The organism is Streptomyces fumanus (assembly GCF_014655295.1).
GTDB lineage: Bacteria > Actinomycetota > Actinomycetes > Streptomycetales > Streptomycetaceae > Streptomyces > Streptomyces fumanus.
Window position 1 is genome coordinate 93,220 of the sequence record NZ_BNBI01000010.1, and the last position, 18,770, is coordinate 111,989.

General features: G+C 74.0%; 16 protein-coding genes. 6 read left to right on the forward strand and 10 right to left on the reverse strand.

What is annotated here, in order from left to right:
- The first annotated feature begins 77 nt into the window (after window positions 1-77).
- Window positions 78-2,879 carry a penicillin acylase family protein gene (locus tag IE316_RS22550; RefSeq protein ID WP_190206259.1) on the forward strand — a complete coding sequence of 934 codons (2,802 nt, stop codon included), beginning with the start codon at window positions 78-80 and terminating at the stop codon, window positions 2,877-2,879.
- 21 nt (window positions 2,880-2,900) lie between these two features.
- Here the strand turns inward: IE316_RS22550 and IE316_RS22555 are convergent, their stop codons facing one another.
- Entirely contained in the window at window positions 2,901-4,208 is a 1,308-nt protein-coding gene (locus IE316_RS22555) for a serine-threonine protein kinase (protein ID WP_190206260.1), read from the reverse strand.
- Window positions 4,209-4,297: 89 nt separating this feature from the next.
- The gene (locus IE316_RS22560; RefSeq protein WP_190206522.1) at window positions 4,298-5,539 is read right to left on the reverse strand and encodes an exo-beta-N-acetylmuramidase NamZ family protein; all 1,242 of its coding nucleotides are present in this window, start codon (window positions 5,537-5,539) and stop codon (window positions 4,298-4,300) included.
- Window positions 5,540-5,760: 221 nt separating this feature from the next.
- Between IE316_RS22560 and IE316_RS22565 the strand changes: the two genes are divergently transcribed.
- From IE316_RS22565 to IE316_RS22575, 3 genes are read left to right on the forward strand one after another with little or no spacing between them, the layout of a single operon-like run.
- A complete protein-coding gene (locus IE316_RS22565; RefSeq protein ID WP_190206261.1) occupies window positions 5,761-6,531 on the forward strand; it encodes an SDR family oxidoreductase in 771 nt (256 codons plus the stop codon).
- Window positions 6,528-8,195, forward strand: coding sequence for a class I adenylate-forming enzyme family protein (locus tag IE316_RS22570; protein ID WP_190206262.1), 1,668 nt, complete (start codon window positions 6,528-6,530; stop codon window positions 8,193-8,195). Before IE316_RS22565 ends, IE316_RS22570 begins: the two co-directional genes overlap by 4 nt.
- 26 nt (window positions 8,196-8,221) lie before the next feature.
- Window positions 8,222-8,815, forward strand: coding sequence for a TetR/AcrR family transcriptional regulator (locus IE316_RS22575; protein ID WP_190206263.1), 594 nt, complete (start codon window positions 8,222-8,224; stop codon window positions 8,813-8,815).
- A 6-nt stretch (window positions 8,816-8,821) separates the two neighbouring features.
- On the opposite strand, the gene IE316_RS22580 is transcribed toward IE316_RS22575, so the two are convergent.
- The 5 genes from IE316_RS22580 to IE316_RS22600 form a co-directional block, all read right to left on the reverse strand.
- Complete coding sequence (locus tag IE316_RS22580; protein ID WP_190206264.1) at window positions 8,822-10,036, reverse strand: acyl-CoA dehydrogenase family protein; 1,215 nt, start codon at window positions 10,034-10,036, stop codon at window positions 8,822-8,824.
- A gap of 5 nt (window positions 10,037-10,041) precedes the next feature.
- The gene (locus tag IE316_RS22585) at window positions 10,042-11,064 is read right to left on the reverse strand and encodes a phosphotransferase family protein (protein ID WP_190206265.1); all 1,023 of its coding nucleotides are present in this window, start codon (window positions 11,062-11,064) and stop codon (window positions 10,042-10,044) included.
- A gap of 121 nt (window positions 11,065-11,185) precedes the next feature.
- Window positions 11,186-11,527 (reverse strand): DUF202 domain-containing protein, encoded by a 342-nt coding sequence (locus tag IE316_RS22590; protein ID WP_190206266.1) that lies wholly within the window; start codon window positions 11,525-11,527, stop codon window positions 11,186-11,188.
- Window positions 11,524-11,916: a YidH family protein gene (locus tag IE316_RS22595; RefSeq protein WP_190206267.1), complete on the reverse strand. Its 393-nt coding sequence runs from the start codon at window positions 11,914-11,916 to the stop codon at window positions 11,524-11,526. The genes IE316_RS22590 and IE316_RS22595 overlap by 4 nt, the downstream gene beginning before the upstream one ends.
- 253 nt (window positions 11,917-12,169) lie before the next feature.
- Complete coding sequence (locus IE316_RS22600) at window positions 12,170-12,688, reverse strand: NUDIX hydrolase (RefSeq protein WP_190206268.1); 519 nt, start codon at window positions 12,686-12,688, stop codon at window positions 12,170-12,172.
- Between the two features lie 225 nt (window positions 12,689-12,913).
- Here IE316_RS22600 and IE316_RS22605 point away from each other — a divergent pair, with 225 nt between their 5' ends.
- Window positions 12,914-13,864, forward strand: a complete 951-nt coding sequence (locus IE316_RS22605) for a tetratricopeptide repeat protein (protein WP_190206269.1) — start codon at window positions 12,914-12,916, stop codon at window positions 13,862-13,864.
- A gap of 102 nt (window positions 13,865-13,966) precedes the next feature.
- On the forward strand, window positions 13,967-15,511 hold the full coding sequence (locus tag IE316_RS22610) for an APC family permease (RefSeq protein ID WP_190206270.1): 1,545 nt from the start codon (window positions 13,967-13,969) through the stop codon (window positions 15,509-15,511).
- Window positions 15,512-15,567: 56 nt separating this feature from the next.
- Here IE316_RS22610 and IE316_RS22615 read toward each other — a convergent pair whose 3' ends face one another.
- The 3 genes from IE316_RS22615 to IE316_RS22625 form a co-directional block, all read right to left on the reverse strand.
- Window positions 15,568-16,671 (reverse strand): hypothetical protein, encoded by a 1,104-nt coding sequence (locus tag IE316_RS22615; protein WP_190206271.1) that lies wholly within the window; start codon window positions 16,669-16,671, stop codon window positions 15,568-15,570.
- 83 nt (window positions 16,672-16,754) lie between these two features.
- Entirely contained in the window at window positions 16,755-18,152 is a 1,398-nt protein-coding gene (locus IE316_RS22620; RefSeq protein WP_190206272.1) for a GntP family permease, read from the reverse strand.
- 51 nt (window positions 18,153-18,203) lie between these two features.
- Complete coding sequence (locus IE316_RS22625; RefSeq protein ID WP_190206273.1) at window positions 18,204-18,728, reverse strand: gluconokinase; 525 nt, start codon at window positions 18,726-18,728, stop codon at window positions 18,204-18,206.
- Window positions 18,729-18,770: the final 42 nt, after the last annotated feature.

The following is an 18,770-nucleotide window of genomic DNA, read 5'->3' on the forward strand; positions in this document are numbered from 1 at the left end:
AAGTGACGCATGTTCATCTTCACTCCCGGGGATACCGGCGGTAACGTCCCGGCCCATCCCCGTCGGGAGGAGCCGCCATGCCACGGCGCACCCCACGCAACGCCCTCGACAGACTGAGAACTCCCCGCGGAATCCACGGGTTCCTGAAGTCCGCGTCCATATGCGTCCTCATTGCCGGTCTTTTGTCACCGCTTTCCCCGGCATGGGCGGCGGACACGACCCCGGGCACAAAACAGGACACCGCCGCGACCGCCGCGAACGACCACTGCGGGGGGCGGTGTTCCGACATCCTGCCGCCCGGCCAGAACGGCAACGCCACCCTCGCCGAAATCCTGCTCAACCAGGCGTTCGGCACCCAGCCGGCGCACGCCGAGGATCAGCTCGGGCCCTACGCGAACCTCGCCGCCGGCCACCCCTCGCTGACCGATGACAAGATCAACAGCTTCTTCAATGACGCCTCATTCGGTGTCCCCGCCGACCAGGTCGCCTCCACCACCCGCCCGGCCGGCCGCACCGACGTGACGATCGTCCGGGACAAGAGGACCGGCGTCCCGCACATCACCGGCACCACCCGCTACGGCACCGAGTTCGGCGCCGGGTACGCCGCCGCCCAGGACCGGCTGTGGCTGATGGACCTCTTCCGGCACGTCGGACGCGGCCAGTTGACGCCGTTCGCCGGCGGCGCCCCCGCCAACCAGGGACTTGAACAGCAGTTCTGGCGCACCGCCCCCTACACCGAGGCCGAACTCCAGGCGCAGATCGACAGCGCCGCCGCCCGGGCCGGCGAGCGCGGCAAGCTGGCCCTCGCCGACGTCGACGCCTACCTCGCCGGGATCAACGCCTACATCGACGCCTCCGACAAGGGCCGCTACTTCCCCGGCGAGTACGTCCTGACCGGCCACAAGGACGCGATCACCAACGCCGGCACCATCGAGCACTTCAAGCCCACCGACCTGGTCGCGCTGGCCTCGGTGATCGGCGCCCTGTTCGGCTCCGGCGGCGGGGGCGAGGTGGACAACGCCCTGTCGCTGCTGGCCGCCCAGCAGAAGTACGGCGTACGCGAGGGCACCGAGGTCTGGGAGTCCTTCCGCCAGCGCGACGACCCCGAGGCCGTGCGCACCGTCCGCGACGGCAGCTTCCCGTACCTGCCCCGGCCCGCGGACCCGCAGGGCCGCGCGCTGCCCGACGCCGGCTCGGTGACGGCGGAACCGCTGCTGTACGACCGTACGGGCGGCGCGGCGGCCGGCACCGCCGACCGGGCCGCGGCGCGGGCGGCGCTCGGCTCGGCCCGGCGCGGGATGTCCAACGCCCTGGTGGTCAGCGGCGCGCACACCGCGAGCGGCCACCCCGTCGCCGTCTTCGGCCCGCAGACCGGGTACTTCGCCCCGCAATTGCTGATGCTCCAGGAGATCCAGGGCCCCGGCATCAGCGCCCGCGGCGCCTCCTTCGCGGGTCTGAGCATGTACGTCGAACTGGGCCGCGGCCAGGACTACGCCTGGAGCGCGACCACCTCCGGGCAGGACATCATCGACACCTACGCCGTCGAGTTGTGCCAGGACGACTACCACTACCTGTACCGCGGCACCTGCACGCCGATGGAGAAGATCGAGCGGAAGAACTCCTGGAAGCCCACCGTCGCCGACGGCACCGCCGCCGGGTCCTACACGATGCGGGTCTGGCGCACGAAGTACGGGCCGGTGGAGTACCGGGCCACCGTCGGCGGCAAGAAGGTCGCCTACACCTCGCTGCGCTCCTCGTTCCTGCACGAGGCCGACTCGATCATCGGCTTCCAGATGCTGAACGACCCGGACTACGTCAAGGGCCCCGGGGACTTCCAGCGGGCGACCGAGCACATCAACTACACCTTCAACTGGTTCTACGCCAACGCCGAGCACACCGCGTACTACAACAGCGGCGACAACCCGGTGCGGGCCGACGGCGTCGACCCCGACTTCCCCGTCTGGGCGCGGCCCGAGCGGGAGTGGCGGGACTGGGACCCGGCGGCCAACACCGCCCGGTACACGCCCCCGTCCGCGCACCCCCGCTCCACCGACCAGGACTACTACGTCTCCTGGAACAACAAGGTGGCCGCAAACTACTCGGCGGCCTCCTGGGGCAACGGCTCCGTGCACCGCGGCGACCTGCTCGACGACCGGGTGCGCGCGCTGGTCGCCGCGGGCGGGGTGACCCGGGCCGCGCTGGTCCGGGCGATGGCCGACGCGGGGCTGGCCGACCTCCGCGCGGAGGACGTGCTGCCCAAGCTGCTCAAGGTGATCGACTCCGTGCCGGTGACCGACACCGCCGCCAAGGCGGCCGTCGACCGGCTGCGGGCCTGGCTCACGGCGGGCGGCAAGCGCGCCGAGACCTCGGCGGGCTCGAAGAAGTACGCCCACGCCGACGCGATCCGGACGATGGACGCCTGGTGGCCGCTGCTGGTGCGGGCCCAGTTCGCCCCGGGCCTCGGCGACGACCTCTACACCGCCTTCACCCGCAACCTGTCCGTCGACGAGTCCCCGTCCGCCGGGCACGGCGCGACCGGCGCGCACGCCGGCAGCGCCTTCCAGTACGGCTGGTGGAGCTATGTCGACAAGGACGTACGGGCGGTGCTCGGCGAGCCCGTCCAGGGCCCGCTGGCCCGCACCTACTGCGGCGGCGGCGACCTCGGGGCCTGCCGGGACGCGCTGCTCGCCACCCTGAAGGAGGCGGCGGCGAAGACGCCCGCGCAGGTCTACCCCGGCGACGACACCTGCGCCGCGGGCGACCAGTGGTGCGCCGACGCGATCGTGCACCGCACCCTGGGCGGCATCAAGCACGGCCCGATCAGTTGGCAGAACCGGCCGACCTACCAGCAGGTCGTGGAGTTCACCTCGCACCGGTGAGGCCGGCGGGTGGCGGGGCGGTCAGCCGATCCGCCCCGCCGCCAGCACCAGTGCGGCCAGCTCCGTGTGCAGGATGTCGCTGTGCGCCCCGGACGGCGGCCGGCCGCGCCGGACCACCGCCGAGGCGTCCACGTTGACGCAGCCCGCCGCGGGCAGCGCGCCGCGCAGGGCCCCGGCGAGCGTGCACGCGCGCGTGCCGGGCACCGAGCGCAGCCCGTCGTAGCCCATCGCGCCCCACCGCTCGCGCAGCGTCCGGCCGATGTCCGGTAGGTCCACCGACCGGTCGTCCCCGGCCACCCGGGAGGCGAGCGGGTACAGCGTGCCCAGTGCCCCGTCGTGCCGCGACCAGCAGCACACCAGGGGCCCGTCGACCCGCCGCGGCCGGCCGTGCAGGACGCCTCCCGCGCGGGCGTCGTACGGCAGGCGCGGGGCGAACGCGTAGTGCGAGAACGCCCCCTGGAGCAGGGTCACGGACTTCACCGCGCGCACGCCCTCGGGCAGCCCGCGCAGCGCGAACGACACCAGGCGGGCGCCGAAGCTGTGCCCCACCAGGTGCACCCGTACGCCGGGTGCCGCCGCGGCCAGTTCCCCGAGCACCCGGCCGAGCCCGCGTTCCCCGACGGTGCCCGCGCGGCGCTTCATCGCGTAGTACGTCGCCTGCCGCACCAGTTCGAGGGCCCCGTCCCACAGGCCGGGCAGCGGCGGGGCGGCGGTCGCCGGGCCGGGCGGCCGCCCGTGACCGGCCGCCTCGGCGAACTCCGCGCAGACCCGAGCCGCCGGGGCGGAGAACATCCATGGCTCGCCCTCGCCCGGGGTGTCCGTCGCGGACGGCTCCCGCGGCCCGGGCGGCACCGGCTCCGCCAGCAGCCGCACCAGCGCCCGGAACTCCTCCAGTGCGCTCTCCTCGGCAGGCCGCCGTCCGAGCAGCCGGGCGAGCTGCCCGACGACGGCCGCCCGGCCCGGGAACACCGCCGACAGGGCCCGCCGGGTCTCCTCGGACAGCCCGGGGCCCGGGTCCGGTTGCGGCGCGGCCGTGCGCGGGAAGTCGGGGATCGGCTCGTCGGTGAACCGCATCGACGGCCAGAGCACGCCCGCGTACCCGATCCGGGCGGCCGGTGCCAGCGCGGGCACCGGGGCGAGGAAGCGGCTGTAGAGGCCGGTGGCGAACGAGCGGTCGTTGTTCCAGCCGTGCGCGACGACGATCAGGTCGCGCACCCCGCGCTCCGCCGCCCCGGCGAGCAGCCGGTCCCGCCGCCCGGCGTCGGTGTCCCCGTCGGCGTCGAAAACCAGCTCCCAGTAGGGCGACACGCTCATCCGCGGACCGGCCATGACGGGCTCCCTCGTGCCCCGGGGCGGGGGCTCAGCCCGTATCGTCCCGCGCCGGGGCCGAGCCGGCCATACGTCACGGCCGCCGGACGTCACCGGTACAGCAGGTACCGCCCGCGCACCCGGCGGAAGGCCGCCAGCTCCTGACGCCAGGCGCCCGTCACCTCGTCGGTGTCCGCGCCCGCGTCGATCATCGTGCGCACCCGGGTGGAGCCGGTCAGCTTGTCGATCCACAGGTCCGGCCGCCAGGCGAAGCCCGCCCAGACCCGCCGGGCGGTCACCAGCAGCCCGATCCCGGTGCGCACCGGGTCGAACGCGGCCCGGTCGTGCACATGGAGCTGCACGCCCCCGACCGTCTTTCCCTGGAACTTGGAGAAGCTCGGCGCGAAGTACGCCTCCCGGAACCGCACCCCGGGCAGGTCCAGCGCGTTCGCGGCGGCGGCCCACGCCCCGTCGACGCCCTCCGCGCCGAGCAGTTCGAAGGGACGGGTGGTGCCGCGCCCCTCGGAGAGGTTGGTGCCCTCGAACAGACAGGTGCCGGAGTACACCAGGGCGGTGTCCGGCGTCGGCATGTTCGGACTCGGCGGCACCCAGGGCAGCCCCCAGGCGTCGTAGAACTCCGAGCGCCGCCAGCCCGTCATGAGCACCGTCTCCAGCTCCACCGGCGCGGTCAGGAACTCGCCGTTGAACAGCTCCGCCAGCTCTGCGACGGTCATGCCGTGCGCCTGGGCGATCGGCTCCCGCCCCACGAAGGTCGCGAACTCCCGGTGCAGCACCGGCCCCAGCGCCGCCCGCCCGGTCACCGGGTTCGGCCGGTCCAGCACCACGAACCGCTTGCCCGCCAGCTTCGCGGCCGCCATGCAGTCGTACAGCGTCCAGATGTACGTGTAGAAGCGCGCGCCGACGTCCTGGATGTCGAAGACGACGGTGTCCACGCCCGAGGCGGTGAACACGTCGGCGAGAGGCTGCCCGCTCTTGAGGTACGTGTCGTACACGGGCAGGCCGGTCGCCGGGTCGTCGTAGCGGCCCTCGGAGCCGCCCGCCTGCGCGGTGCCCCGGAAGCCGTGCTCGGGGCCGAAGACGGCGGTCAGCTCCACCCGGTCGTCGGCGTGCATCACGTCCACGATGTGGCGTACGTCCCGGGTGACGCCGGTCGGGTTGGTGACGACGCCGACCCGCTGCCCGTCCAGGAGCGCGTAGCCGCCGGCCGCGAGCCGTTCGAAGCCGGTGCGCAGTGTGCGCCCGCCGCCGTGCGCGGGGGCCGCCTCGGCGGCGCCGCCGGTGGCCGCCACCGCGGCCGGGCCGGCGAGCAGGGTCCGTCTGGACAGCGTCATGGCGGTGACCTCCGTGGTCGCAGCGGCTGACATGCCCACGCACGCTAGCGCCCGGACGGCCCCGGCGGAACGAGGCGAACCGCGGGCGACCCCTTCCGCCGAACATACCGACTGGTTAGTCTGGCGGTCGCCGGGCCGGGCCGCGCCGGACCGTCCGCACGCCGACGCGGAGTCCGGGCCGCGCCGTGTCACGCCGTGTCGCACCGTGTCGAAGGAGACCGATGGTGGAAGCCGTGCAGGATGCCGCAGTCGTGGTGACCGGGGCGGGAGGCGGCATCGGCGCCGCGCTCGCCCGCCGCTTCGCCGCCGCGGGCGCCCGGGTCGTGGTCAACGACCTCGACCCGGCGAAGGCCGAGGCGGTGGCCGGCGAGATCGGCGGCGTCGCGGTCCCGGGCGACGCCTCGGCGATCGTCGCCGACGCCCGCGACGCGCTCGGCGGCCGGGTCGACGTGTACTGCGCCAACGCGGGCGTCGGCTCCGGCGGCACCGAGGCGGCCGACGAGGCGGTCTGGGCGCTCGCCTGGGACGTCAACGTCATGGCGCACGTCCGCGCGGCCCACGCACTGCTCCCGGACTGGCTGGAGCGCGGCGCCGGCCGCTTCGTCTCCACCGTCTCGGCGGCCGGCCTGCTCACCATGATCGGCGCCGCCCCCTACAGCGTCACCAAGCACGGCGCCTACGCCTTCGCCGAGTGGCTGTCGCTGACCTACCGCCACCGCGGCGTCAAGGTGCACGCCATCTGCCCGCAGGGCGTGCGCACCGACATGCTCACCGCCAGCGGCAGCGCCGGCGAACTCGTCCTCGCCCCGACCGCCATCGAACCGGACGACGTGGCCGACGCCCTGTTCAAGGGCATCGAGGAGGACCGCTTCCTGATCCTGCCGCACCCCGAGGTCGCCGAGTACTACCGGGCCCGCGCCACCGAGCCCGACCGCTGGCTGCGCGGCATGAACCGCCTCCAGCGGCAGTGGGAGGAGGCGACCGCCCGATGAGCGCCACCGCCTCCCGGTACGCCGCCAAGCCCTGGCTGAAGCTGCTCACCGACGCCCAGAAGGCGCCGCTGCACCCCGAGGCGTCCCTGGTGCACGCCCTGCGCCGGGCCGCCGCCGAGGCCCCCGACCGGGTCTTCCTGGCCTACTTCGACGGCCGCCTGACCTACCGCGAGACGGACGAGCTGAGCGACTCCGTCGCCGGGCACCTCGCCGCCCGGGGACTGCGGCCCGGCGACCGGGTGGCGGTCGCGCTGCAGAACTCCCCGCACTTCGTGCTCGCCGTGCTCGGCGCCTGGAAGGCGGGGGCGGTGGTGGTGCCGGTCAACCCGATGTACAAGGCCGGCGAGGTCGGGCACGTCCTGCGGGACGGCGAGGTGGCCGCGCTGATCTGCTCCGACCGGGCCTGGGAGGCGTATCTGCGCGAGACGGCGGCCGACTCTCCGGTGCGGATCGCGCTCACCGCCTGCGAGCTGGACTTCCAGACCCGCCAGGACGCGCGCGTGCTCTCCTTCGAGAGGCTGCGCGTCACCGACGCCGACGACCTCACCGAGGCGGCCCGCGCCGGGCACCGCGCCCCCGGGGGCCGCGACCCGGAGCCCGACGGCATCGCGCTGATCAGCTACACCTCGGGCACCAGCGGCACCCCCAAGGGCGCCACCAACACCCACCGCAACATCATGTACAACGCCGAGCGGCAGCGCACCGGCCTCGCACTGCCCGCGGCGCCGGTCTACTTCGCGCTGGCCCCGCTGTTCCACATCACCGGCATGGTCTGCCAGTTCGGCGCCTGTCTGAACAGCGCCGGCACGCTCGTCCTGGCGTACCGCTTCGAGGCGGGCGTCGTCCTGGACGCGTTCGCCGAGCACCGGCCGCACTACACGGTCGGCCCGTCCACCGCCTTCATGGCGCTGGCCGCCCACCCGGCCGCCACCCGGGAGCACTTCGCGTCCTTCACGGTGCTCTCCTCCGGCGGCGCCCCGCTGCCGCCCGCCCTGGTGGAGAAGTTCCGCGCCGGCTTCGGCCCGTACATCCGCAACGGCTACGGCCTCACCGAGTGCACCGCCCCCTGCGCCTCCGTCCCGCCCCACCTGGAGGCGCCCGTCGACCCGGCCTCCGGGACCCTCGCGGTGGGCGTGCCGGGACCGGAGACGGTCGTGCGGATCGTCGACGACCGGGGCGCCGAGGTGCCCTTCGGGGAACCGGGCGAGATCGTCGTCAGCGGCCCCCAGGTGGTCCCCGGCTACTGGCGCCGCCCCGACGCCACCGCCGAGACCTTCCCCGGCGGCGAACTGCGCACCGGCGACATCGGCTTCATGGACGAACACGGCTGGCTGTACGTCGTCGACCGCAAGAAGGACATGATCAACGCGTCCGGCTTCAAGGTCTGGCCGCGCGAGGTCGAGGACGTGCTCTACACCCACCCGGCGGTCCGCGAGGCGGCCGTCGTCGGGGTGCCCGACGGGTACCGCGGAGAGACCGTCAAGGCGTACATCAGCCTGCGGCCGGGCGTCGCCGCGGACCCGGACGACCTCGCCGCGTACTGCGAGGAGAGACTGGCGGCGTACAAGTATCCGCGCCAGGTGGAGATCCTGCCCGAGCTGCCGAAGACCGCGAGTGGGAAGATCCTCCGGCGGGAACTGCGCTCCCGCGCGGACCACGACTGACAGTTCACGAAAGGCAGGTGGCGGCAGTGCCCAGAACGACGGACGGGGACGGCACCCCGGTACCGCAGCGGCTCCTGGCCGCCGCCACCCGGCTCTTCGCCGAGCGGGGCTACGACCGCACCTCGGTGCAGGAGATCGTCGAGGCGGCGGGCGTCACCAAGGGCGCGCTCTACCACTACTTCGGCTCCAAGGACGACCTGCTGCACGAGGTGTACGCGCGCGTGCTGCGCGTCCAGCAGGAACGCCTGGACGCCTTCGCGGACGCCGACGAGCCGGTGGAGAAGCGGCTGCGGGACGCGGCGGCCGACGTCGTCGTCACCACCATCGAGAACCTCGACGACGCGTCGATCTTCTTCCGCTCCATGCACCACCTCAGCCCGGACAAGAACCGCCAGGTGCGCGCCGAGCGGCGGCGCTACCACGAGCGGTTCCGGGCGCTGATCGAGGAGGGCCAGCGCACCGGCGTCTTCACCAAGGAGACCCCGGCCGACCTGGTGGTGGACTACCACTTCGGCTCCATCCACCACCTGTCCACCTGGTACCGCCCCGACGGCCCGCTCAGCAAGCAGGAGGTCGCCGACCACCTCGCCGACCTCCTGCTGCGGGCGCTGCGGCCCTGAGCGGGCTCAGAGGTACTTCTTCAGCTCCCGGCGGGCCAGCGAGCGCTGGTGCACCTCGTCCGGCCCGTCGGCCAGCATCAGGGTGCGCGCCCCGGCGTACAGCTCGGCCAGCGGGAAGTCCTGGCTGACCCCGCCCGCGCCGTGCAACTGGATCGCCCGGTCCAGGATGCCGACGACCGTGCGGGGCGTGGCGATCTTGATGGCCTGGATCTCGGTGTGGGCGCCCCGGTTGCCGACGGTGTCCATCATCCAGGCGGTCTTCAGCACCAGCAGCCGCAGTTGCTCGACCGCGACCCGGGCGTCGGCGATCCAGTTCTGCACCACGCCCTGCTGGGCCAGCGCCTTGCCGAACGCGGTCCGGGACGCCGCCCGTCGGCACATCAGCTCGATCGCCCGCTCCGCCATGCCGATCAGCCGCATGCAGTGGTGGATCCGGCCGGGGCCCAGCCGGGCCTGCGCGATGGCGAAGCCGCCGCCCTCCTCGCCGACCAGGTTCGCCACCGGCACGCGCGCGTGGTCGAAGACGACCTCCGCGTGGCCGCCGTGGTAGTGGTCCTCGTACCCGAACACCTGCATCGCGCGTTCGATCGTGACGCCCGGGGTGTCGCGCGGGACCAGCACCATCGACTGCTGGCGGCGGATGTCCGCGCCGTCCGGGTCGGTCTTGCCCATCACGATGAAGACGGCGCAGTCCGGGTGCATCGCCCCGGAGATGTACCACTTGCGGCCGGTGATCACGTACTCGTCGCCGTCGCGCTCGATGCGCGTGGTGATGTTGGTGGCGTCGGAGGAGGCCACCTCCGGTTCGGTCATCGCGAACGCCGAGCGGATCTCGCCCGCGAGCAGCGGCTGGAGCCACTGCTTCTTCTGTGTCTCGTCGCCGAACTGGGCGAGCACCTCCATGTTGCCGGTGTCGGGCGCCGCGCAGTTCGTCGCCGTCGGCGCCAACTGCGGGGAGCGGCCCATGATCTCGGCGAGCGGCGCGTATTGGAGGTTGGTGAGGCCGGCGCCGTACTCGGCGTCGGGCAGGAACAGGTTCCACAGGCCCTGCCGCTTGGCCTCCGCCTTCAGCTCCGCCACGACCGGCGGCTCCTGCCACGGGGAGGCGAGCCGGGCCCGCTGCTCGTGGGCGACCGGCTCGGCCGGGTAGACGTACTCGTCCATGAAGGCCGAGAGCCGGGCGCGCAGTTCCTCGGTGCGTGCGTCGAACGCGAAGTCCATGGCGGTCAGCCCTCCTGAAGGGTGGTCAGGCCGTGCTCGATGAAGACGGGGACCAGCTCGCCGATGCGGTCGAAGCCGCGGCCGACCGTCTGGCCCAGCGTGTAGCGGTAGTGGATGCCCTCCAGGATCACGGCCAGCTTGAAGAAGGCGAACGCCGTGTACCAGGAGACCGCGGAGACGTCCCGCCCCGAGCGGGCGGCGTACCGCTCGATCAGCTCGGCGGGGCCCGGGTGCCCCGGCGCCTCGGCGGTGGTGGAGACGGGGGAGTCCGGCATCCCCAGCGGCCGGCTGTACATCACCAGCAGCCCCAGATCGGTCAGCGGATCGCCGAGGGTGGACATCTCCCAGTCGAGGACCGCCTTGATCCGGTCGTCCTCGCCGATCAGGACGTTGTCCATCCGGTAGTCGCCGTGCACGACGGCGGGGGCGGAGGAGTCGGGCAGCTCCCGGCCGAGGGTGGCGTGCAGCTCGTCGATGCCGGGCAGCTCGCGGTTGCGGGAGGCGTCGAGCTGCTTGCCCCAGCGGCGCAACTGGCGGTCCAGGAAGCCCGCCGGCCGCCCGAAGTCCTCCAGGCCCACCCCGGCAGGGTCCACGGCGTGCAGCTCGACGAGGGTGTCGACCAGGTTCAGCACCGCGTCCCGGGTCCGCTCCGGGCCCAGCGGGCGGAGCTGGCCGGCGGTGCGGTACGGGGTGCCCTCGACGAAGTCCATCACGTAGAACGGGGCGCCGAGCACCTCCTCGTCCTCGCACAGCAGTACGGTCCCGGGTACCGGCACGGCGGTCGGCCGCAGCGCGCTGATCACCCGGTGCTCGCGCCGCATGTCGTGCGCGGTGGCCAGGACGTGGCCGAGCGGCGGACGCCGCACCACCCACCGCGAGACGCCGTCCGTGACCGCGTACGTGAGGTTCGACCGTCCGCCCTCGATCAGCCGGCCGGACAGCGGCCCGTTCACCAGGCCGGGCCGCTCCCGGTCGAGCAGGCCGCGCAGCCGGTCGAGATCGAGTCCGGGCGGGTGGTCGGGGCTCATCGTCGCTCCTACGGGCAGGTGAACAGTACCCGCCTCATGATGCCGACCGGTCGGTATGGCGTCCAGGGGGGCGGCGGAACGTGATCGGTGCCACGGTGATCACCGGGCGGCGGGAGCCGCATCAGGCCAGCACCAGCACCATGCCGCACACGGCCGTCGCCACGGTGCACAGGGCGACGGCGGCGGCGTGCGGGGGAGTGAGCGCGGGCGGGCGGCCGGTGGCCGCGAGGACGCGGACCCTGCGGTGGGCGAGGCGCAGGGCGGCCAGCCACAGGACGCAGCACAGGGCGCCGGCGGCGGCGGTGACCGCCGAGGCGCCGGGCCCGTGCAGGGCGGCCTTCGCGGCGAGCACGGCGGCGACGGCCCCCGCGAGGGTGGTACGGCGCCAGGCGAGCCGGGTGCGCTCGGGCTGGAGCCCGGGGTCACGGTCGGCGGTGCGCGGGGTGAGGGGGCCGCCGGTCACCCCTTCCACCCGACGAGGACCACGACGACCATGGCGACGGCCAGCACGGCGACGACCACCCCGAGCAGGGCGGGGAAGCGGGAGACGGGGAGGTCCTCGCCGCGCCGCATGGCCCGCTCGCAGCGCACCCAGTGGTTCACGGCCCGCAGCGCACACAGCACGCCCGCGCCGAGCAGCGCCAGCGCGATCCCGATCCGCCAGGCGCCGCGCAGGTCGGGCAGGAACTGGTCGACGGCGAACCCCCCGCCGATCAACGCCAGCGCGGTCCGCAGCCAGGCGAGGAACGTCCGCTCGTTCGCCAGCGAGAACCGGTAGTCCGGCGTCTCCCCCTCCCGCCGCACCTCCTCCGGCACGAACCACAACCGCACACCCCGCACAAACTCACTCACCCCCCGACTCTAACGACCCACCGGCCCCACCCCACCCGCAACCCAACGGCGGGACGCCCGCCCCCACCCACCTCACCCAACCGCGGGGCCGCCGCCCCCGCCCACCCCGCCCAACCGCGGGGCCGCCGCCCAACCGCGGGCATTCGTGCCGCCTAGGGCGGCACGGGTGGGCGCGGCGGCACCCCGCCAGCGCCGGGCCGCGCGACCCACCCCCCAGCACCGACGCCGGACCACGCAACGACCCGCGATCACCTCACCCCGCATACCCCCGCAACCGCTCATACGCCGCCACCCCATCCGGCACCCACTCCCACTCCCCAAGCCGCCGCCCCACCTCCTCCTCCGTCAGGAAGTCGAACCACGCCACCTCCTCCACCTGCGGCCGCACCGCCCCCTCCCACCGCGCCTCGTACACCGCCGACCACCAGGTGCGCCCGCCCCCGCCGTCGTACAGGAACTTGAACAGGAACCGGGGCCGCCCCAGCCCCGACACCCCCAGCTCCTCCTCCGCCTCCCGCAGCGCCGCGTCGTCGTAGGACTCGCCCGCCCCCACCACCCCGCCGACGAACATGTCGTACAGGGACGGGAACACCAGCTTCCCCGCCGTCCGCCGGTGCACGAAGATCCGCCCCCGCGCGTCCCGGACCTGCACGAACACACACCGGTGGCGCAGCCCCCGGGCGTACACCTCACCCCGTGGCGCCTGCCCGACCACCCGGTCGTGTTCGTCGACGACGTCAAGGATCTCGTCAGCGGCACTCGCAGCACTCATGGACACCATCCAAGCAGCACCAGAACTCCAATCCTCAACTACCGCAAAAACACCATGAGTTGACGCGTGTAACGCCCTCCTCGCCCTTGACGCCAACCCTTGGCTGCCGCTTTGCTGTCCGTGACCAGCCCATGGCAACCCGCAACACACGCCCCAAAAAACCAGACCTAGCCCAAACCCAGCCCAGGCAACCGACACCCCGCGTCGCGTGAGGAAGTCCCCGCGGTGTCCCCACCCCCGCCTCCCCTCGGCCGCGGCCGCAGACCCGCGGCCCAGCCCTTCGACGAGGCCCTGGACGACGCGGAACTCGCCGCCGCCCGCGCCGCGCTCGCGCAGGGCAGATGGCAGTCCGCCCGCTCCCTCCTCGCCCACACCGGCGACGACTGGGACCGCCGGGGCCACCGCGTCACCGTCCTCGCCCGGGAGTCCTACTGCGCCGCCTGGACCCGCGAGTGGCTGCTCGTCGAACCCGACTCGCCCGACGCCACCGTGCTGCTCGCCCTGTCCCGGGTACGCCGGGCCCTGGCCGGCAAGGAGGACCCGGACCGCGCCCGGACCGCCTGCCGGGAGGCCGCCCGGCTGCTCCCGGCCGACCCCACCCCCTGGCTCGGCGTCCTCATGCTGGAGCGTGCACGGGGAACCGACGCGGACCTCGTCCGCGCCTTCGAGGAGGTGCGCGGCCGCTACGCCGACCACCACCACGCCCACCATCTGATGGTCGCCCGCCTCGCCGAACGCCGCGCCGACGCCGGCGCCGACCCGCTGCACGAGGTGTACGACTTCGCCAACTGGGCCGCCGAACAGGCCCCCGCCGACTCCCCGCTGGCCGTGCTGCCGGTCGTCGCGCACGCCGAGCGCTACCGCGTGCTGGCCGCCGCCGGGCACGAACCCGCCGACCCGGGCGCCTCGGGCCACTGGTCCGGCCGCCGCGCCCGGCAGGTGATGAAGGCGGCGTTCGACTGGTGGCTGGAGTGGGAGCAGGACGGCCACCCGCGCCGCCTGATCGACCTCAACTTCCTGGCCCACGCCAAGTCCTGCGGCCGGCGGGGCGCCGAGGCCGCCGCCCTGTTCCACCGCATCGGCGACCACGTCACACCGGCCCCGTGGTCCTACCCCGACCGCGACCCGCGCTCCGCCTTCCGCGCCGCCCGAGCCGCCGCCCTCGGCACGGGCTGACCCACCCGCGCGGCCCCCCGTACCGCCACCGCACGGCCACCGCACGGCACACCGCACGGCCACCGCAGTCCGACGCAACCACCGAGAGAAGGACGGTCCTGGATGACCACGGACAGTTCGCGCGCGACCACGTCCGCGCCCGACGGCATCAGCACCTTCAAGGGGCAGGAGCGGGCACTGCGCGCCGACCGCCTGGGCACCGGCGGCCTGCTGCTCTCCGTCCTCGCCGCGACCGCCCCCCTGATGGTGGTCGCCGGGGTCATGCCCACCACGTACGCGGTGATGGGCATCGTCGGACAGCCGCTGCTCTTCGTCGTCCTGGGCGTGGTGCTGGTCCTGTTCAGCGTCGGGTACGCCGAGATGAGCCGGCACGTGCACAACGCGGGCGCCTTCTACGCGTACATCTCCCGCGGTCTCGGCGGCACCGCCGGCGCCGGCGCCGCCCTGGTCGCGCTGGTCGCCTACAACGCCCTCCAGGTCGGCATCTACGGCATCTTCGGCTTCGAGGTCTCCGGCCTCCTGGCCACCTACGCCGACCTGGAGATCGCCTGGTGGATACCGGCCCTGGCGGCCGTGCTGGCCGTCGGCGCGCTGGGCTGGCTGAAGATCGACGTCAACGCGCGCGTGCTGGGCGTCCTGCTGCTGATCGAGGTCGCCCTCGTCGTCGTCTTCGACCTCGCCGCCGTCACCGACCCCGGCCCCCAGGGCCTGTCCCTGCACGCGTTCAACCCCGACACCCTGACCGGCGCGGGCGTCGGCACCGCCCTGTGCTTCTGCATCGCCGCCTTCCTCGGCTTCGAACAGGCGCCCGTGTACGCCGAGGAGACCAGCCGCCCGCACGTCCTGGTGCCGCGCGTGATGTTCCTCGCGGTGGGCGGCGTGGCCGTGTTCTTCGCGCTCAGCAGTTGGGCGCTGACCGTCGCCACCGGGCCCGCGCACATCGTCGGCGCCGCCCGCGAGCAGAGCGCCGGGCTGCTGTTCTCCCTCACCGAGTCACGGCTGGGCGGCACCTTCACCGACGTCCTGCACGTGCTCTTCGTGACCGGCATGTTCGCGGCGCTGCTCAGCTTCCACAACGTCGTCGCCCGGTACGCCTTCGCCATGGGCCGCGAGGGACTGCTGCCCGCCGCGTTCGGGCGGACCAGCGGCAGCAGCGGCGCCCCGGGCACCGGCTCGGTGCTCCAGACGGCCGTGTCCGCGCTGGTCGTCATCGGCTTCGCGATCGCCGACGACCACCCGACCGGCGATCCGACCGAACCGGTCCTGCACCTGTTCACCTGGGGCGGCAACATCGGCGCGCTGGGCGTGATCGTGCTGATGGCGGCGGCCTCGTTCTCGGTCGTCGCCTTCTTCGTCCGCCGGGGCGCCGGACGCGCGCAGGGCGCCCGGCTGGCGGCGTCCGCCCTGGCGGGCCTCGCCCTGCTGGTGATCGCCGGTTACACGGTCAAGGACTTCGACGTCCTCGTCGGCGCCGGCCCCGGCTCCGCGCTGAGCCGGCTCCTGCCCGGCGTCATCGGCCTCGCCATCGTCGCCGGCCTGGTCCAGGGCCTGGTACTGCGCGCCCGCGCCCCGGAACGGCACGCCCGTATCGGCCTGGGCAACGAGGCGTTCCGCCTGGACAACGCCGCGTCCGCCGACCGGGAGTGACCGGGGGCGCGGCCCGGGGGAAGCCGCGGGGAGTCGCCCGCTTCGCCCGGAGCGGCTCAGGACGTGCCCGGCGCCGGCCGCGGCGAGCCACCCCCGCCACCCTCGCCACTCCCGCTACCTCCGCCATTTCCGCCACCCGCACCGCCCCCCACGACCCGGAACGCCCCCTCCAGCACCGCCTCCACCGCCCCGAGGCGGACCCGCACGTCGACCGGCGTGGCCGGGTCCGCCGGCAGCGGCGGGACCAGGACGGAGAGGGTCAGCCGGTCACCGGACCCGGCCGCGGCGACCGGCCGGCCCGGCACGGGCACCCCGCCGACGGACACGCTGCCGTCGCGCAGCAGCTCGGCGGGGTCGAAGTAGGCGTCGCGCAGGTGGACGCGGACCACCTCGCCCGGCATCACCGTCCCGTCCTCGCCCGCGTCCGCCCCGGTGATGCCGTACGCGCACGCCGCCCCGCCACCGGAGGGCGCGGCGGGCCGCGCGGTGGCCCCCGGGTGGCGCCGGTGGAAGCGGAGCAGCCCGTCCAGGACCGCGTACGCGGCCCGGCCCTTGCAGGTGTCCAGCCGTCCCGCCAGCGCCGCGTGCTCCCGGGCCGCCGCCGCCCAGTCGCCGCCCCGGCCCTGCACGGCCAGGCAGCCCTCGGCCAGGCCGCGCAGCACCCGCCAGTCGCCGGTCGGCGGCGTCTGCGCGAGGGTGTCCCGGACCTCGCCGCACCGGTCGGGGGCGCGCAGCCGGTCGTACACGCTCCCCGGGTCGGGGACCGCGTCGGTGTCCGGCGAGTCCGGGCCCGGCGGCAGCCAGTCCGGGACGGCCGGCGGCCGGGGGCTGTCACCCGGTGCCGGACCGGCCGCGGGGGACGACGGGACGGCCGGGGCGCGGCGGGGGGAGGAGGCGGGAGCGCGGACCGGGGCGGACGGCTCCGGGGCGGCGACGGGACCGGAGCCGCCGTCCGCCCGCCAGGACGGGACGGACCGGGGCGCCGTCACCGTGGGGCGCGGGGCGCCGGCCGGGCCGCCGTCCGCCGCGCCGCGCGAGACGCCGGGAAGCGCGACCTCCGGCGGCGGCCCGCCGGCGTCACCGGCGCAGGAGGCCGCGACCACCGCCACCGTGCCGGCCAGGCAGAGCCCCGCGATCCGCGTGCCGAGCCGAACCCCCATGACGCCCCCCGTCGTGAACACCCCCGGACATGGAAAGGGCGCGCTCCCATCATCCGGAAGCGCGCCCTGTGGGGGAAGTCCCGTCAAATGATCAGCGACGGCGGCACCGGCAGCGCCCCGGCGACCACCGAGATGATCGTCTCCATCACCGACCAGGTCTTGACGGTCTGGCCGACGTTCAGCCCGAAGTACTCCTTCACCAGCCAGAAACCGGCGTCGTTGACATGGCTGAAGAACAGCGAGCCGGCGCCGACCGCCAGGACCAGCAGGGCCGCGTGCGTCGTCGACATGTCGGCGGCCAGCGGCGCCACCAGTCCGGCCGCCGAGACCGTCGCGACCGTCGCCGAACCGGTCGCCAGCCGGATCGCCACCGCGATCAGCCAGGCGAGCAGCAGCGCCGGGATGGACCAGTCCTCGGAGATCTCCAGGACCATCCGGCCCACGCCGGAGTCGATCAGCGTCTGCTTGAAGCCGCCGCCCGCGCCGACGATCAGCAGGATGCCCGCGATCGGGGCGAGCCCCTTCTCGACCAGGCCCGAGACGCGGTCCTTGGCGAACCCGGCGGGCCGCAGCAGCGTGAAGATGCCCACGATCACGGCGGCCAGCAGGGCGATCAGCGGATTGCCGATGACGTCGAAGGTGCGCTGCACCAGGGCGTCCGGGTCGTCCACGATGATGTCGACCAGCGCCTTGGCCAGCATCAGGACCACCGGCAGCAGGATGGTGGCCAGCGTGGCGCCGAAGCCGGGACGCTTCTCCAGCTCCTCGGAGGCGCGCTGCGGGATCATCCGGTCCGGGGCGGGCACGTCCACCCAGCGGGCGGCGTACTTGGAGAACACCGGACCGGCGATGATCACCGTCGGGACGGCGACCAGCACCCCGAGCGCCAGCGTCACACCGAGGTTGGCGCCCAGCGCGTCGATCGCGACCAGCGGACCGGGGTGCGGCGGCACCAGGCCGTGCATCACGGAGAGACCGGCCAGCGCCGGGATGCCGATGCGCATCAGGGAGTAGTTGCCGCGCTTGGCGACCATCAGCACCACCGGGATCAGCAGCACGATGCCGACCTCGAAGAACAGCGGCAGCCCGATCACGGAGGCGATCAGCACCATCGTCCAGGGCATCGAGCGCTTGCTCGCCCGCCCGAGGATGGTGTCCACGATCTGGTCGGCGCCGCCGGAGTCGGCGAGCATCTTGCCGAGGATCGCGCCCAGGGCGATCAGCACGCCCACGCCGGCCACGGTGGAGCCGAGTCCGGCGGTGAAGCTGGTGATGACCTTGTCCAGGGGTGCCCCGGCGAACGCGCCGAGCGCCAGTGACCCGATGGTCAGCGCCAGGAAGGCGTGCAGCTTGAACTTGGTGATGAGCAGGACGATGACGGCGATGCCCAACAGCACGGCGATGCCCAACCGGGCATGACCGGCCGAGGTGATCGGCTCGACGGTGTCCGCTGCCAGCATCTCGACGCTGAGTCTGGTCACGGTGATTTTCCTTGCGGTGATGGGGTGCGGGGGAGGAGCGCGTACCGGGGGTTACGCGGGCTCGGGGAGGGTCCGCAGGGCGCGCGCGGCCCGTTCGGTGATCTCCTCCGGGGTGCCGGATACGTCGACCGCGACACCGGCCTCGTCCGACTGGAGCGGTTGGAGCGTGGCGAACTGGGAGTCCAGCAGGGCCGTCGGCATGAAGTGGCCCTGCCGGTGGGACATCCGGTCCTCGATCAGCTCGCGGCTGCCGGTGAGATGGACGAAGACGAGACCGGGCGCGGCGGCCCGCAGCCGGTCCCGGTAGGACCGCTTCAGCGCCGAGCTGCTGACCACCCCGCCGAGCCCCGCCCGCCCGTGCGCCCAGGCGCCGATGGCGTCCAGCCAGGGCCACCGGTCCTCGTCGGTGAGCGGCGTGCCGGCCGACATCTTGGCGATGTTGGCCGGCGGGTGGAAGTCGTCGCCCTCGGCGTAGGGAACGCCGAGCCGGGCCGCGAGCAGGGGACCGATGGTGGTCTTCCCGGTGCCCGCCACGCCCATGACCACGACGACGTGGGAGGTCTGCGGTTGCTGCATCGTGCTCTCGCTGTCTGCTGTCTTCGTCGACACCTGATGTCG